The organism is Stenotrophomonas sp. Y-13, from assembly GCF_046267925.1.
Classification (GTDB): Bacteria; Pseudomonadota; Gammaproteobacteria; order Xanthomonadales; family Xanthomonadaceae; genus Stenotrophomonas; species Stenotrophomonas acidaminiphila_A.
Map to the genome: position 1 here is coordinate 2,279,916 of NZ_CP176501.1, position 13,460 is coordinate 2,293,375.

20 protein-coding genes and 1 tRNA gene are annotated in these 13,460 nt (G+C 65.9%); 13 read left to right on the forward strand and 8 right to left on the reverse strand.

What is annotated here, in order from left to right:
• Positions 1-3: 3 nt before the first annotated feature.
• Genes ACJ7VY_RS10355 through ACJ7VY_RS10370 form a run of 4 tightly spaced genes read right to left on the reverse strand, consistent with a single transcriptional unit; the run spans position 4 to position 3,905 of the window.
• Positions 4-1,863, reverse strand: a complete 1,860-nt coding sequence (locus tag ACJ7VY_RS10355) for a hypothetical protein (protein WP_409475561.1) — start codon at positions 1,861-1,863, stop codon at positions 4-6.
• On the reverse strand, positions 1,863-2,645 hold the full coding sequence (locus ACJ7VY_RS10360) for a hypothetical protein (RefSeq protein ID WP_409475562.1): 783 nt from the start codon (positions 2,643-2,645) through the stop codon (positions 1,863-1,865). Before ACJ7VY_RS10360 ends, ACJ7VY_RS10355 begins: the two co-directional genes overlap by 1 nt.
• A gap of 2 nt (positions 2,646-2,647) precedes the next feature.
• Positions 2,648-3,508 (reverse strand): hypothetical protein, encoded by an 861-nt coding sequence (locus tag ACJ7VY_RS10365; protein WP_409475563.1) that lies wholly within the window; start codon positions 3,506-3,508, stop codon positions 2,648-2,650.
• Positions 3,492-3,905: a terminase small subunit gene (locus tag ACJ7VY_RS10370; RefSeq protein WP_409475564.1), complete on the reverse strand. Its 414-nt coding sequence runs from the start codon at positions 3,903-3,905 to the stop codon at positions 3,492-3,494. Before ACJ7VY_RS10370 ends, ACJ7VY_RS10365 begins: the two co-directional genes overlap by 17 nt.
• Before the next feature lie 408 nt (positions 3,906-4,313).
• On the opposite strand from ACJ7VY_RS10370, the gene ACJ7VY_RS10375 reads away from it, so the two are divergent.
• From ACJ7VY_RS10375 to ACJ7VY_RS10420, 10 genes are all read left to right on the forward strand, one after another.
• Complete coding sequence (locus ACJ7VY_RS10375) at positions 4,314-4,436, forward strand: hypothetical protein (RefSeq protein WP_409475565.1); 123 nt, start codon at positions 4,314-4,316, stop codon at positions 4,434-4,436.
• Positions 4,433-4,717, forward strand: a complete 285-nt coding sequence (locus ACJ7VY_RS10380; RefSeq protein ID WP_409475566.1) for a hypothetical protein — start codon at positions 4,433-4,435, stop codon at positions 4,715-4,717. The genes ACJ7VY_RS10375 and ACJ7VY_RS10380 overlap by 4 nt, the downstream gene beginning before the upstream one ends.
• 85 nt (positions 4,718-4,802) lie before the next feature.
• The gene (locus ACJ7VY_RS10385; RefSeq protein WP_409475567.1) at positions 4,803-5,036 is read left to right on the forward strand and encodes a hypothetical protein; all 234 of its coding nucleotides are present in this window, start codon (positions 4,803-4,805) and stop codon (positions 5,034-5,036) included.
• Between the two features lie 38 nt (positions 5,037-5,074).
• Positions 5,075-5,590: a hypothetical protein gene (locus tag ACJ7VY_RS10390; RefSeq protein WP_409475568.1), complete on the forward strand. Its 516-nt coding sequence runs from the start codon at positions 5,075-5,077 to the stop codon at positions 5,588-5,590.
• 459 nt (positions 5,591-6,049) lie between these two features.
• Complete coding sequence (locus tag ACJ7VY_RS10395) at positions 6,050-6,943, forward strand: ATP-binding protein (protein WP_409475569.1); 894 nt, start codon at positions 6,050-6,052, stop codon at positions 6,941-6,943.
• Positions 6,944-6,945: 2 nt separating this feature from the next.
• Complete coding sequence (locus ACJ7VY_RS10400; protein ID WP_409475570.1) at positions 6,946-7,530, forward strand: hypothetical protein; 585 nt, start codon at positions 6,946-6,948, stop codon at positions 7,528-7,530.
• Positions 7,530-7,757 (forward strand): helix-turn-helix transcriptional regulator, encoded by a 228-nt coding sequence (locus ACJ7VY_RS10405; RefSeq protein WP_056931375.1) that lies wholly within the window; start codon positions 7,530-7,532, stop codon positions 7,755-7,757. The genes ACJ7VY_RS10400 and ACJ7VY_RS10405 overlap by 1 nt, the downstream gene beginning before the upstream one ends.
• A complete protein-coding gene (locus ACJ7VY_RS10410) occupies positions 7,754-8,200 on the forward strand; it encodes a hypothetical protein (protein ID WP_409475571.1) in 447 nt (148 codons plus the stop codon). The genes ACJ7VY_RS10405 and ACJ7VY_RS10410 overlap by 4 nt, the downstream gene beginning before the upstream one ends.
• Positions 8,197-8,454, forward strand: a complete 258-nt coding sequence (locus tag ACJ7VY_RS10415; protein WP_409475572.1) for a hypothetical protein — start codon at positions 8,197-8,199, stop codon at positions 8,452-8,454. The genes ACJ7VY_RS10410 and ACJ7VY_RS10415 overlap by 4 nt, the downstream gene beginning before the upstream one ends.
• The gene (locus ACJ7VY_RS10420) at positions 8,451-9,188 is read left to right on the forward strand and encodes a hypothetical protein (protein ID WP_409475573.1); all 738 of its coding nucleotides are present in this window, start codon (positions 8,451-8,453) and stop codon (positions 9,186-9,188) included. Before ACJ7VY_RS10415 ends, ACJ7VY_RS10420 begins: the two co-directional genes overlap by 4 nt.
• 18 nt (positions 9,189-9,206) lie before the next feature.
• On the opposite strand, the gene ACJ7VY_RS10425 is transcribed toward ACJ7VY_RS10420, so the two are convergent.
• Positions 9,207-9,446 carry a hypothetical protein gene (locus ACJ7VY_RS10425; protein WP_409475574.1) on the reverse strand — a complete coding sequence of 80 codons (240 nt, stop codon included), beginning with the start codon at positions 9,444-9,446 and terminating at the stop codon, positions 9,207-9,209.
• Positions 9,447-9,542: 96 nt separating this feature from the next.
• Here ACJ7VY_RS10425 and ACJ7VY_RS10430 point away from each other — a divergent pair, with 96 nt between their 5' ends.
• From ACJ7VY_RS10430 to ACJ7VY_RS10440, 3 genes are read left to right on the forward strand one after another with little or no spacing between them, the layout of a single operon-like run.
• On the forward strand, positions 9,543-9,761 hold the full coding sequence (locus tag ACJ7VY_RS10430) for a hypothetical protein (protein ID WP_409475575.1): 219 nt from the start codon (positions 9,543-9,545) through the stop codon (positions 9,759-9,761).
• Entirely contained in the window at positions 9,754-9,972 is a 219-nt protein-coding gene (locus ACJ7VY_RS10435) for a hypothetical protein (RefSeq protein ID WP_409475576.1), read from the forward strand. Before ACJ7VY_RS10430 ends, ACJ7VY_RS10435 begins: the two co-directional genes overlap by 8 nt.
• Positions 9,965-10,198, forward strand: a complete 234-nt coding sequence (locus ACJ7VY_RS10440; RefSeq protein WP_409475577.1) for a helix-turn-helix transcriptional regulator — start codon at positions 9,965-9,967, stop codon at positions 10,196-10,198. The genes ACJ7VY_RS10435 and ACJ7VY_RS10440 overlap by 8 nt, the downstream gene beginning before the upstream one ends.
• A 36-nt stretch (positions 10,199-10,234) precedes the next feature.
• On the opposite strand, the gene ACJ7VY_RS10445 is transcribed toward ACJ7VY_RS10440, so the two are convergent.
• From ACJ7VY_RS10445 to alaS, 3 genes are all read right to left on the reverse strand, one after another.
• A tRNA-Ser gene (locus ACJ7VY_RS10445) sits at positions 10,235-10,327 on the reverse strand.
• A gap of 74 nt (positions 10,328-10,401) precedes the next feature.
• Positions 10,402-10,605: a carbon storage regulator CsrA gene (gene csrA / locus ACJ7VY_RS10450; protein WP_054668711.1), complete on the reverse strand. Its 204-nt coding sequence runs from the start codon at positions 10,603-10,605 to the stop codon at positions 10,402-10,404.
• 139 nt (positions 10,606-10,744) lie between these two features.
• Positions 10,745-13,396, reverse strand: a complete 2,652-nt coding sequence (alaS, locus tag ACJ7VY_RS10455; RefSeq protein ID WP_409475578.1) for an alanine--tRNA ligase — start codon at positions 13,394-13,396, stop codon at positions 10,745-10,747.
• Positions 13,397-13,460: the final 64 nt, after the last annotated feature.

The following is a 13,460-nucleotide window of genomic DNA, read 5'->3' on the forward strand; positions in this document are numbered from 1 at the left end:
GAGTCAGGACATCCCGCGCAGGTCCTGGAGGTACAGGCCCAGCGCGTTCCACTGCCAGGGTTCGCTGCCGTCGTAGGTCAGCTTCACTGACAGCGACGGGGCGGCCAATGGCATCGGGATCACCATCCCGGGGACGGTATCCGCTGGCACCGTGTACCCCGGCGTAAACAGGCCACCGTTGCTCTGGTCGATGCCGAATGAGACCGACACCCTGCCCTGGCCAACGATGTCGAAGCCGTACAGCATCTTCGTTACGCCTGGCTGCCCGAACTCGAGCCACGGCCACTGGATCAATCCTTCGAACGGGACGACCTCGAACGTCCAGCCGTCCCGCTGAATGCCGATCTCGTCACCGGCCGCTTCACCGACGCGGTGGATGAAGTCGCCGGAGCGCAGGTAGAGCAGGTCGCCCGCGATGGCCCAGTCATCGATCGCATAGGGGAAGGTGTAGCGCGACCAGGCGCCCACCTGCCCCATTCGGGTCATCGAGTAGACGAACACCTGGGCAGTACCCGGGATCCACATTTCCCCTTCCCAGTGGCCGTAGCTGTTGAACACGAGCCAGTACTGGCCCATCGCAGGGTAGTACAGCGCCAGCGGTTCACTTCCAGCCGCCATGGCTTCCTGCACCAGAGGGTCGATCGGCATGCCCACGTCACCCGCTTGGAAGTTTGTGCTGCTGGCCGCGATACCGACCGTGCGGACACCCTGCGACGCCAGGAAGAACAGGTCGTTGGATACCGGGGCGATTGCATGATGCTGCGTGCTGCCCATCGGCAACGCGTCCAGCAGCGCCATGTTGGCCGGGTCCTCGTCCACCTGCCAGAGCTGGAAGGCCTCGGCGTTGAACACGATCAGGTTGCCGCGGTACAGCCCCATGGCCGTGACCGGGTTCGCCCCGTAGTTCTGCAGGCCCGTGGGCAGGTAGCCGGCGTCGTTGTCCGTCGACCAATCCAGCGGGTTGACAGTGGCCGAGTAGCGCACGATGTCGTCGTCCCCGCAGAACACCTTGGACGCGGCAATGGCCACGATCTTGGTGTTCGGGCAGTTCGGATCCTCCACACGACGCGAGACGGCCCGCAGGGTGACGGTGCCGTCCTTCACCATGCCGCCTTCTTCCTCCGGCCACTCCGGTTCCGTGTCGCCGCTGATGTACAGGGGCTCGGCGGTCCACACCACGCGGGTGGCGGCGATCGCTTCCCATGTGACCTCGTTGTCGACCACCTGCTGGCCGAGTACCGGCGGCCAGGCCGGCTCGCTGGCGTCGGAGAACCCAGACTCGGGCTGCACCGCCTTGTAGGCCAGATCGGCGGGAAGCCCGGCAAAGGTTCCCTCCACCCACAGGTTGCCGCCCCAGATCGCGTGGTTGTGGTCCGCGACAGACCAAAGCTCGATGCCGGCCCTGCAGTAGGCCGCACCTTCAGGGCAGATGGCCTCGCAGGTTGAGCGATGGACAGCGCCGCCGGAACCGCTGTCCACCTGGTTGCCCTTGTCGATCCTGAGCAGGACGTTGGAAGCACTGAACCAATGCACCTCCACCCAGCCCCGCGTTGCGCCAGCGACAGAGGCTCCCTGGTCGATCAGGCAGGCGGCCGTGATCTTCTTGCCGACCGGGACCACCAGCTTCGTCTGGTTAAGCGCGCCGCCGCCGGCCTGGTTGCCCGGCAGTTCGACGTAGGTGCGCCAGCCCCCCTTGGAGACATGCTCGGAGTAGAAGGCCGAGCCGGTGAAGTCCCAGTTGTTCGCTCCGTCGGTGAACTCTCCGTTCTCCACGGACGTTGCCGTGGGAGACGGCGCAGTGATGGGAACGACGATGTCGCCAGGCTGGTACAGGGTGCCGGATTGCCAGACGGGATACGCCATTACTGCGCCTCGCTGCTGTTCGAAGTCGACCGGGAGCCACTGCCGTAGCGCTCCTTCACGGATGAAGGAACAGGGGTGGTCGGAGTGCCCGTCTCCTGGTCGACGGTGTAGGGGTTCCGGTTGCTGACGTCCTCGATGACCGTCTCGCCAGGATTGGTCGGCCACGTCGGCTCCACCGTCCCGGAGCGCGGGCTATCACCCACCGTCTCGGTGACTGCGTACCGGTAGCCGTTGTCCACGACCGGCACGACGACATCGCCCAACGCGCGGCCGACGTTGGGCGCCCAGGGGGTGTACCCGGCGCGGTCCGACTCGACGCGGTAAGCCATCCCATTGCCCTCGGTGGGGCGAACGAGCGTTCCCGGGAGGTAGATGTGGTTCGGCTGCCAGACCTCCCCCTTCTCCAGCCAGTAGTGGCGGATGAGGCCATCGGCAAACTCGGCCACCACGTACAGGTAACCGAGGAACGGCAGCGCGAAGTGGATGTCCTTGATGGCGGTCGCCGGTGCCGTGGGGTGCCGGATCACCTCCACCTCGACGCGCGAGGTGCCCGAGTCGACCACCAGATGCGAGAACACGACGAACTTGCCCTGGAACCAGACAAGGCCCTTCGTCCCTGCCGGGAGCACCACTTCGATGCGCGTGCCAGGACGGCACTTGATGGTTCGCGCCGCGGTGACGTACCCGTTCACCAGGTCATACAGCGAATCCGGCGATGCTCCGCCCTTGTCCCGCAAGCGGGTGATGCCCGCCTTGACCGACGTGAGTGCCTGACTGCGCATCCTTAATCCTCCTTCAAGACCGGGCGCACAGCCGGCGGCGGCATCGCGCTGCCGGGGATGTACCGCCGGGTGTGATGGGACCCGGCAATGAGGCTGCGCACGTAGGCCGTCGCCTGCGCGGCGTAGTTGCCAGCGTCGGGTTGGCCGTAGTGCGCCTTGGCATTGGCCAGGGCCTGCAGAAAGATCGCTTCGGGATCGATCGTCGTCTGGTCGCCCTCACTGTCCAATGGCAACAGCCCGAAGTGCCCCTTGATCCGCAGGACCCACGTGGCGTCGACGGGCGCAGGCCATACCTCGATGCACTGCCGGACCTCGTAGTGCGATGGGATGCCCGGACCGGGACTGCCATACATCATCGGATCGATCCCACAGATCAGGGGACGCCAGCACAGATCGCCCTGGGAAACGCCCACCCAGGTGACCATGCGAGGATCCATGTGCTTCTGACATGCGTCCTCGTTGCCCGAGAAATCGTAGAACCGAACGCCCGGCTGCATCTTCCAGGCATAGAACCGCTCCAACCGGAACACCGGGTAGCGGCGGTAGAGCATCTCCTGGGCATTGCGGATGAAGTCGTCCAGCAGCTCAGCCATGCCGGGCGGAAGAGCACCCATCGCGACCTGGGTGGCAAAGCCGAGCCGCGTGGCAATGCGGCTACGCATCTGCTTCAGCGTGGTGCGCGGGTAGTCGTCGTCGCAGGCGCAGTTGTAAACAGTGGTGGGCTCCGGGGGATCGGGCGGATCGGGAGCATCCGTCCAGGCCTCCACGAGGAAAGCGTACGTTTCCAGCCCATTGGTGCGCACCGCTGCGGTGTAGTAAATGGAGCTGGTTGCACCGACGACCGCCTCAAATACAGCGGGCACGCTTTCGCCCACTGACCACGTTCACCGTCACGGCAACCGGTGGCGGCAAGTCGTCGTCGTCCTTCTCGCCCTCATCCAGGCCGGCCAGCTTTGCCTTGCCCATGGTTGCTTGGACCATCGCGGCGCCCTGCTCCCGCTTCTTGGCCACCTGGCGCGCCTCTTCCAGCTCGGCGACCAGGCTGGCGATGGTCACCCCATGTGCGGCCAGTGCCACCCCACGGAGCTCATCAAGCCTTGCGGCGATCTTGGGGTTGTCCAGCAGCTCCTTCGCCGAGCGGTTGATGGTCTCGGGCTTGGCCTTCTCGGCGCTGTAGCACTGCCGGTAGGCCTCGCTGGCGTTGCCGCTCTCCAGGTACCGCTGGCAGAACGCCTCCTGCTTGGGGGTGAGTCCCGTCATGGGCTCAACCTCCCGATGCGGTGGATCGCCGATTCCCGGAAGTCATGGCGTCACCGAGGGTCATGGCCCCCGGCCGGGCGCACGCGGCCTCTTCCGTGTCGGCTGCGGGCTGTTGTCGACACCTGCCCGCTGGTCGGGCCGGTACTGCAGAGAGCGCCCCGGCCGGCGCTTCGAGATACGGATCGATGGTGTTGGGCGTCTGGCGGTCGCTCATGCCGCCATTACGCGGCAGCGGCCATCTCATGCAACGGAGGGAACGGGAGCTGGAGTTGCACGGGTCGCTCGGCTCCGTCGTCCAACTGGGCAGGCTCATCGTCCAGAGCCCACGCCGGCAGGTGGAAGCGGATGTCCTCTTCCAGGGCGTGCAGGTCAGGGAGCCGCCATCGCCAAAGCCACGGGAGAGCCGGCATGAGCTTCGAACAAGCCCTCAAAACCGCGGCGAAGCAGACCGCGCGCGACATGGTCGTCATCGCTGTGCTGGCGTTCCTTGCCGGCGTTGGCTTCGCCCTGCTGCTGGGAGCGATGGCATGAGCAGGTACGCCGACAAGCGCAGCTTCGACTACTGCAAGGAAACCTGCCCCGAGGTCAGCCGCGTGGTTGGTGACTTCCTCGATGGAGAGTTCGACAAGTTCATCGAGAAGGTGAAGGAGGTCTCGTCGTACAAGATGCGCGAGGCCCTGACCAGCGCATGTTCTGACCTGATTGCCGCCGAGTCCGAGAATGAGGACCTGAAGCGCCAGATCGCGCAGAAGGACAACGAGATCGATGACCTGCGCCGACAGGTCCGCGACCTCGAACGGGAGGCCGCATGAAGCGCCTCGCCTGGTCCGTCCTCGGCTACTCGGCAATGACCGCCATGTACCTGACCGCGCTGTGGTGCGCAGTGCAGGTGCAGCCGTGATCCGGCTCGCCCTCTACACCGCGGCGCTGGTGTTCTTCGCCGACATGGCCCGCCGCGCGGTGATCGTGCGCGCCGACTCCTTCGTGCTGCCGCTGGCCCTCCTGTGCCTCTGGCTGCTGGTGCTGATCGTCCGCGCCTTCCGCCACGAGCATCGCCGGCTCACCCGTCGCCGCACCGACTTCATCCGCCCGCGCAGCTTCCCCGAGCAGCGCAAGCGCGACACCCGCTGATCCCCGCCGGCGTGGCCGGCCCTATGGAGGCAACACCCATGTTCCAACTGGAAAAGCACGATTCGGCCATCGCCAACGTCAACCAGCGCATCGAGCGCCATGGCGAGGAACGCGAGCTGGCAGCCGACATCAAGTTCACCACCAGCGCCGGCAACACCCTGCTGGACAGCATCGAGAAGGGGCTGAAGGAAGCCCTGTTCCGCAAGCCCGGCAAGGGCGAGCAGCAGGACCTGCCGATCGGCGACACGCCGCTGTCGGCGGTGAAGTTCCCCAGCCTGGAGCCGCTGAAGCTCGCCCACGAGTTTCTGGGCTACGAGCTGCAGATCGACGGCCTGCTGGAAGGCGTGGAGCCCATCGTCCTGGTCGACGTGAAGCTGAAGCGCTTCGTGATCGAGCCCAAGGAAGGCGGCAGCGTCGGCCTGTCGTTCACCGCGTCGGCCAACGTCACGCCCGACGAGCTGGCCGAGCTGTCCGAAGCGCTGATCCGCGAGGACGTGCTGCTGACCCTGACCCCGCCGAAGGCTGCTGCCCAGCAGACCGACCTGGCGGCCTGATCAACCACGGAGAGGAATGCGCAGGCTGATGCGCGAGTACCTAGGCAACTGGAAGCGCCCAAAGCGGGACACCGCCCATGGGAAAGAAGGTTTCGGCCTTCCATCAAAAACCGGGTAACAGGCAACCCCAAGGCGTAGAGATGCGAGCAATTCCTAGCCGGACGCATCCGTGGATCGGGGCCACAGTACGCGGTAGCAAGCCGGAGATCAGCACCGGCCCTCTCCACCCATTCCCCCTGCCCTGCGCACTCCCCAGCGCAGGGCGCACCGCGGCAACTGGCCTCCCCTCCAGTTCCGCACCCGCGCCGGCCGGGCAATGCCGGCACCTATTACCGAGGCTCCCATGCCCGACCTGTACGACGACAACGGCGAGTTCCTCGACATGACCGACGACCGCGAGCCGGAACTGCCCGGCCCGGTGTTCCCGCAAGACCTTTCCCAGCCTGAGGAGTTCTAACCATGGCTCTGCGCATCATCCGCTCCACCGACCCCATCACCGTCAGCCGCCTGAACCTGTGCATCTACGCGGCGCCCGGCTTGGGCAAGACGTCGATCTCCTTCACCGCCGATAAGCCGCTGCTGCTGGACTTTGATCGCGGCGCGCACCGGGCGGCCAACCGCAAGGACACCGTGCAGGTGGACCGCTGGGAGGACGTGGCCAACATCACCGCCGACGACTTGGCCGACTTCAACACCGTGGTGGTGGACACCGCCGGCCGCGCGCTCGACGTGCTGACCGCCGACATCATCCGCCGGAATCCGAAAGCCGGCCGCGGCGGTGCGCTGACGCTGCAGGGCTACGGCACGCTGAAGGCCGAGTTCGTTGCATGGCTGAAGCATCTGAACAGCCTGGGCAAGGACGTGGTGCTGATCGCCCACATGGACGAGCAGCGCAACGGCGACGAGATCATCGAGCGTCTGGACGTGCAGGGCGGCAGCAAGGGCGAAATCTACAAGGCCGCCGACGCGATGGGCCGGCTGTCGATCCGTGACGGCAAGCGGATGCTGAACTTCAGCCCCACCGATTCCCAGTTCGGCAAGAACCCTGGGCAGTTGGACCCGCTGGAAGTACCGCATCCCGAGCGCGCGCCGGAGTTCCTGGCCGGCGTCATCCAGAAGATCAAGGACAAGCTCAACGCGATGACCGAGGAACAGCGGGAGGCGCAGGCGGCGCTGGAGAAGTGGCGCACCAATCTGGCCGACGTGGAGGATGCCGACGGCATCAATGGCCTGTTGGATGCGGCCAAGTCCAGCTCCCGCGCCGCGCAGATCCTGCTGCACGACCGAGCAACCGCGCTGGGCCTTACCTTCGACAAGAAGGCTGGCGAGTACATCGCACAGAAGGCGGCCTGATCATGCTGGCCCGCGTCTCCAACATCGAAGCCTTCCGCCGCTGGCGGGAGGCCGAGGATCAGCCGGTGGAGAACCTGATCGAGTTCATCACCGTGGACAACCCCACCCCGGCGATGCTGGCCGGCACCGCGTTCCACGAAGCGCTGGAGAATGCGCAGCCTGGCACCTACGAGGTGCTGGAGGCGATGGGCTACACGTTCCATCTGCCCGATGCGGAGCTGGTGCTTCCGAGCATCCGCGAAGTGCGCGCGTATGGCCAATACGGCGGCCTGACGGTCACCGGCAAGGTGGACTGCCTGGACGGTCGGCGCGTGGACGACCACAAGACCACCAGCCGATTCGACGCGGAGCGGTATCTGGCCGGCTACCAATGGCGGTTCTATCTCGACCTGTTCGACGCCGACGTGTTCCGCTGGAACGTGTTCGAACTGCGCGAACTGGAACCGCTGGTGTTCCAGGTATCCGCCCCGCAGCTGCTGGAGATCACCCGCTACCCGTGCATGCATGACGACTGCATGCAGCTGGCGCTGGACTACCTGGCATTCGCGCGCGACTACCTGCCTGCCGACATGCCGGAGGCAGCCTGATGGGCACCGTCACCTTCCAACCCGAAGAGAGCCGCGCCGGATCGCGCCGCGGCGGTGCCGCCCGGGCCGCGCTGTACGCGCACGTCGTGGAAGGCCAGCTCTGCACGACAGCCCAGATTGCGCGCCGGCTGGGCATCTCCCCCGACGCCGCCTACCAGCGGATCAAGAAGCGCCCGCACCCGCTGACGTGGGATTCCCTAGCCACGAAGTGGAGGAAGGCAGCGTGAACTTGCCCTACGAGAACGCCACCAGCGGCGACAAGGCCATCGGCGAAATCCAGAAGATGCTGCGCGCGTTCGGCTGCCAGCGGTTCGCCACCGGCGAGGACTACGAGACCGGCGAGTTGTTCGTTCAGTTCGAGCATCACGGCCGGCAGGTGCAACTTCGCGCCAGTGCGAAGGGCTACGCCGTGGCATGGCTGAAGGCACACCCGTTCACCAGCAGGACACGCGGAACCAGGGCGGACCACGAAGCCAAGGCGCTGAAGATCGGCGGCATCGCCGTCTACTCAATCCTCCGCGACTGGGTGAAGGGCCAGGTCACGGCCATCGAAATCGGGATGCTGACGTTCGAAGCCGCGTTCCTATCCCACATTCTGCTGCCGAATGGGCAGACGGTCATCGAGCATATGCACCAGCAGAAGCTGCTGCCGGCGGAGGTGAAGCCGTGAACCGCCACTTCACCCGCCGCGCCCCGAAGCGCAACGAAGGCCTCAGCTGGGGCCGCTTCCCGACTGACGACGGATCCGCGGTGACCTACCGCCTGTTCCGGCGCGACCACCGAGGCGCGCTGCACATGGAAGCCCGGACCTTCTTCACCAGCGCCGATCCCACCTACGTCGCCAAGGTCCTGCGCCACGCCAAGCGCCAGTTGCGCGACCGCGTGGACGAGATCGACCTGGCCGCCATGGAGCAAGCCGCATGAACGCACACAACGAGCAGCACGATTCGGCATCGCCAGTAGTCAAGCAAAACTTGACTACTCAGCCCGCCGCAGCGCAGGAGGCGGTGGGCTGGCAATGGCGCTGGCTGGACACTGACAACACGTGGTCCGAGTGGACCGACGGCGGCTCTCGCAAAGAGATCGAGGCGCGTATCGCACGCTGGAAGGCAGACGGCGAGGATCACCGCATGCAGGTCAGGCCGGTGTTCGCCGCCCCCGTCACCGCAGCGCCGGCCGACCACCTGCACGCGCATCTGCTGCACATGCTCGGCGCGAAGGATCACGAGGACGCTGGCCGGATCATTGGCGAGCTGCACGCTGCAGCGATGCGCACCCCCGCAGCGCCGGGGATCGACCTGCGATCACAGATGCTGCGGCTGGCCGAAAAGTGGGAAAGACAGGCTGCCGAGCATGGTGTTAGCCAGTTTACCGGCAACGATCACCTGCTGTTCGCAAACGAGCTTCGCGCGCAGATCGACGCCGGCCCCAAGGGCGCGCTGAACGAACAGTTCGGAAGCGCCGAAGGGTTGGGCAGCCCCAAGGGCGGCAGTGATGTGATCGAGCGCATCGCCGCCTTGCTCTACCAGGAAGCTACGGACGAGCCGTGGACGGTTGCCGGCGTCGAGCACGAGATGCCAGATCGGGCCTACTACCGGGAGCTGGCGCGCCGTGTGCTTGATGCGGCGCAGGCCGGCGATGCGGAGGTGCAGCCGTGAGCAACTTGGCAAGAGCGGCTACTGCGCTAAGCAGAAGGCCGCCAGGGACACCAGCAGGGCCAGAAGGGAAACCACGAAAGCCGACCAAGCGGCTCGTGCGGACGAGCGTGCCAGCTTCATGGCCTCCGCGTGTCTCCGATCTTCTTTGTCGGCCAGCGCCTTTTCCTTGTTCCGGAGCTGCTGATGAATTGCAAGGAGTGGATTCGGAGGTACCTCATACTCGTCATGGCCATCCTTGTTCGTGCCGAGGTACTTCATCAGTCGAGGTCCGATTGGGCTTGTCTCATGATAGTGCGCAGGCATCCAAGAGCCACATAGCCGCCCGCCCGCAGGGGGTGAAGGATGTCTGGTGACATGGCATGGATTCGCAAGACCTACGGCGTGCCCGCAAAGCGCGGCGCGCGCGTGGCATACCTCGGGAACGGAACGACGGCGAAAGGAACGATCCGCTCGGCGAGTAACGGGCGTCTGAACATCCAGCTCGACGGCGACCGCTTCACGATCCCCTTCCATCCGAAGTGGCAGCTGCGCTACCTGGACGCGGACAGCCCGCAGGAGGCGAGCCATGCGTGACTTCGCCGAGGTCCAGCACCATGCCCGGCAGCTGGCCGGTATGTCTGGCGTCGACCTGGAGCGCGCGCCACCGCGCACCTGCCGCCTGTGGGAGGCCCGCGCGCTCGCCATGTTCCACCTGGCCGCCGGCGACAAGGCCGAGGCCCACAAGGTCATGGCGCCGTTCAAGCGCCCCAACCTGCAACGCAATGGAGGTAGCCGACATGGCTGACGAAATCGCCCTGTGGCCACTGAAGGAGGTCAAGCTCCGGGTTGGCCTCAGCACGGCTACGATCTACCGGATGATGGCCAAGGATCTGTTCCCGAAGCCGCGCAAGATCGGCACGAAATCGCTCTGGTTCTCGCCGGAGATCGAGGAATTCATCCTCGCCGTTGCAGCCGGCAAAGCCTGGTCCCCGAACATGGGGCAAAGCATGGGGCAAGACCTCGCGGCATGAAAAAAGCCGCTGAAATCAGCGGCTTAGATCAGGTCTTGGCGGAGTGAGAGGGATTCGAACCCTCGATAGAGCTTTTGACCCTATACTCCCTTAGCAGGGGAGCCCCTTCGGCCTCTCGGGCATCACTCCGTTTTCTTTCGCCCTGCCGCGTGTTCCGTGGCAGGGCGCGAAGAATACCGTTTAACGGGGTGAAAGGTAAACCCTTATTCGGAAGTTTCTTCACTTCCCTGTGCAGCCGGCTCATCGCCGCGCTGGATACGCTGGAAAATTTCCTCACGGTGCACCGCCACGTCCTTGGGCGCGGTGATACCGATACGTACCTGGTTGCCCTTGACGCCGAGCACGGTCACGCTGACCGAGTCACCAATCATCAGGGTTTCGCCTACACGGCGAGTCAGGATCAACATTGTGCGAGTCTCCATGGAACCGGTGGGGGTTTCCCACCGGCATTGGCGCGCCAAGAACCTGCGCCCCACGACAAAGGGAAAAGACTCCCAATGTTAATGGCAGGCAGCAGGCGCCTTCAAGGCGCGCGGCTGCCTACGTTCATGCCAAGTGTGGCTTGATCCATTCCAGCACGCCGTCGAGCGCGGCAACCAGCCTGGGACCGTCTTCACCGCCACCCTGTGCCAGATCGGGACGACCACCGCCCTTGCCCCCGATCTGACCGGCGACATGGGACAACAGTTCCCCGGCCTTGACCCTGCCCATTGCCGAGCCATTCACGCCCGCGACCAGCGAGGCCTTGCCGTCCTGGGCGCCCGCCAGCAGGATCACCGCGTCGCCCAGCTGCTGCTTGAGCCGGTCCATCGCCTCGCGCAGGGCCTTGGCATCGAAGCCCTCCAGGCGCGCGGCCAGCACCTTCACGCCGCCGATCTCGACCGCCGAGGCACCGAGGTCGGCGGTCGCGCCGGAGGCCAGCTTGGCCTTGAGGGCCTCCAGCTCGCGCTCGAGCTTCTTCTGCCGTTCGCCGAGCTGGCGGATCTTGTCCACCACATCGGCCGCCGCCCCGCCCAGCAGGCTCGCGGCCTCGGCCAGGCGCGCCTCCTCGGCGTCCACGTGGTCCAGCGCCCCCTGCCCGGTCACCGCCTCGATGCGGCGCACGCCGGACGAGACGCCGCCCTCGGCGGTGATCTTGAACAGGCCGATGTCGCCCGTACGCGACACGTGGGTGCCGCCGCACAATTCGGTCGAGTAGTCGCCCATCTTCAACACGCGCACGTTCTCGCCGTACTTCTCGCCGAACAGCGCCATCGCCCCGAAATCCAGCGCTTCCTGCATGCCCATGTGGTGCACTTCGGCCGCGTTGTTGGCACGGACCTGCTCGTTGACCTTGCGCTCGATGAGCGCCAGCTCGTCGCTGCTGATCGGCTGGAAGTGGGAGAAGTCGAAGCGCAGGCGATCCGGCGCCACCAGCGAGCCCTTCTGCTGCACATGGCTGCCCAGCACTTCGCGCAGCGCGGCATGCAGCAGGTGGGTGGCGGAGTGGTTGAGGATGGTGGCACTGCGACGGGCGGCATCGATCGCGCCGGCGAGCACGTCGCCGAGCTTGATCGTGCCCTGCTCCACGGTACCGACGTGGCCGTGGAACTGGCCGGCGAATTTCTGCGTATCGGAAACCGCGAGCGCTACGCCGCTGCCGGACAGCATGCCGGTATCGCCAACCTGGCCGCCGGATTCGGCATAGAAAGGCGTCCTGTCGGTGAACACGATCACCTCGTCGCCGGCCTGCACCTCCTCCACCGGGCGCCCCCCCTTGAGCAGGGCGACGACCTTGAGGCCCTCGGCCTGCTGCTGGTCGTAACCCAGGAACACGGTGGGCGACAGCGTCGCGACCAGTTCGGCGGGCAGGGTCACGCCACCGCCGAACTTGCCGGCGGCGCGCGCCATCTCGCGCTGGTGCTCCATGGCGCTGTCAAAGCCGGCCATGTCCACCGTCATGCCGCGTTCGCGGGCGATGTCGGCGGTCAGGTCGACCGGGAAACCGTAGGTGTCGTACAGGCGGAAGGCGTCGGCACCGGGAATGACACCATCGCCGACCCGGGCGGCGACGTCGTCGAAGATCTTCATGCCCGCGTCCAGCGTCTCGGCGAAACGCTCTTCCTCGGCCAGCAGCGCCTTGTGCACCGTGGTGGCGGCGGCCGGCAGCTCGGGGTAGGCCTCGCCCATCTGCTCGACCAGGGTCGGCACCAGCTTGTGGAAGAACGGCTGGCGCACGCCCAGCATCCAGCCATGGCGCAGGGCGCGGCGGATGATCCGGCGCAGCACATAGCCGCGGCCTTCGTTGGACGGCAGCACGCCATCGACGATCAGGAACGAACAGGCACGGATGTGGTCGGCGATCACGCGCAGCGACTTGTTCTCCAGATCGGCGGTGCCGGTCAGCTCGGCGGCCTTGCGGATCAGCGCCTGGAACAGGTCGATCTCGTAGTTGGTGTGCACGTGCTGCAGGATCGCCGCCAGGCGCTCCAGGCCCATGCCGGTGTCGACGCACGGCGCCGGCAGCGGCACCAGGGTGCCGTCCGGCTGGCGGTCGAACTGCATGAACACCAGGTTCCAGATCTCGATGAAACGGTCGCCGTCCTCGTCCGGCGAGCCCGGCGGGCCACCGGCGATGTGCTCGCCATGGTCGAAGAAAATCTCGGTGCACGGGCCGCACGGGCCGGTATCGGCCATCTGCCAGAAATTATCGGAGGCATACGGCGCGCCCTTGTTGTCACCGATGCGCACGATGCGGTCTTCCGGCACGCCGATCATGTCGCGCCACAGCGCGTAGGCCTCGTCGTCGTTGTGGTAGACGGTGACCAGCAGGCGCTCGGCCGGCAGCTTCCAGACCTGGGTCAGCAGTTCCCACGCCCACGCAATCGCGTCCTTCTTGAAGTAGTCACCGAAGGACCAGTTGCCCAGCATCTCGAAGAAGGTGTGGTGGCGGGCGGTGTAACCGACCGAGTCGAGGTCGTTGTGCTTGCCGCCGGCGCGCAGGCAGCGCTGCACATCGGCCGCACGGACATAGCTGCGCTTTTCGGCGCCCAGGAACACATCCTTGAACTGCACCATGCCGGAGTTGGTGAACAGCAGGGTCGGGTCGTTGCCCGGCACCAGCGGCGCCGACGGCACGATGGTGTGGCCCTTCCCCTTGAAGAAGTCGAGGAAGTCGGCGCGGATCTGAGAGGTAGTGAACTTGACGGGTGTATTCATGAGGACTGGCGATAGGCGGGCTGGCGGCAGCCGGCACCCCACGCGGTGCGTGGACCCGGGACAG

What these genes read in the sequence shown, in the direction of transcription:
- ACJ7VY_RS10430 (WP_409475575.1), top strand. Translation starts at nt 9,543, where the DNA reads ATGGCATGGATTCGCAAGACCTACGGCGTGCCCGCAAAGCGCGGCGCG.
- ACJ7VY_RS10425 (WP_409475574.1), bottom strand. Translation starts at nt 9,446, where the DNA reads ATGAAGTACCTCGGCACGAACAAGGATGGCCATGACGAGTATGAGGTA.
- ACJ7VY_RS10390 (WP_409475568.1), top strand. Translation starts at nt 5,075, where the DNA reads ATGTTCCAACTGGAAAAGCACGATTCGGCCATCGCCAACGTCAACCAG.
- ACJ7VY_RS10435 (WP_409475576.1), top strand. Translation starts at nt 9,754, where the DNA reads ATGCGTGACTTCGCCGAGGTCCAGCACCATGCCCGGCAGCTGGCCGGT.
- ACJ7VY_RS10405 (WP_056931375.1), top strand. Translation starts at nt 7,530, where the DNA reads ATGGGCACCGTCACCTTCCAACCCGAAGAGAGCCGCGCCGGATCGCGC.
- alaS (WP_409475578.1), bottom strand. Translation starts at nt 13,396, where the DNA reads ATGAATACACCCGTCAAGTTCACTACCTCTCAGATCCGCGCCGACTTC.
- ACJ7VY_RS10370 (WP_409475564.1), bottom strand. Translation starts at nt 3,905, where the DNA reads ATGACGGGACTCACCCCCAAGCAGGAGGCGTTCTGCCAGCGGTACCTG.
- ACJ7VY_RS10440 (WP_409475577.1), top strand. Translation starts at nt 9,965, where the DNA reads ATGGCTGACGAAATCGCCCTGTGGCCACTGAAGGAGGTCAAGCTCCGG.
- ACJ7VY_RS10360 (WP_409475562.1), bottom strand. Translation starts at nt 2,645, where the DNA reads ATGCGCAGTCAGGCACTCACGTCGGTCAAGGCGGGCATCACCCGCTTG.
- ACJ7VY_RS10420 (WP_409475573.1), top strand. Translation starts at nt 8,451, where the DNA reads ATGAACGCACACAACGAGCAGCACGATTCGGCATCGCCAGTAGTCAAG.
- ACJ7VY_RS10400 (WP_409475570.1), top strand. Translation starts at nt 6,946, where the DNA reads ATGCTGGCCCGCGTCTCCAACATCGAAGCCTTCCGCCGCTGGCGGGAG.
- csrA (WP_054668711.1), bottom strand. Translation starts at nt 10,605, where the DNA reads ATGTTGATCCTGACTCGCCGTGTAGGCGAAACCCTGATGATTGGTGAC.
- ACJ7VY_RS10395 (WP_409475569.1), top strand. Translation starts at nt 6,050, where the DNA reads ATGGCTCTGCGCATCATCCGCTCCACCGACCCCATCACCGTCAGCCGC.
- ACJ7VY_RS10355 (WP_409475561.1), bottom strand. Translation starts at nt 1,863, where the DNA reads ATGGCGTATCCCGTCTGGCAATCCGGCACCCTGTACCAGCCTGGCGAC.
- ACJ7VY_RS10380 (WP_409475566.1), top strand. Translation starts at nt 4,433, where the DNA reads ATGAGCAGGTACGCCGACAAGCGCAGCTTCGACTACTGCAAGGAAACC.
- ACJ7VY_RS10375 (WP_409475565.1), top strand. Translation starts at nt 4,314, where the DNA reads ATGAGCTTCGAACAAGCCCTCAAAACCGCGGCGAAGCAGACCGCGCGC.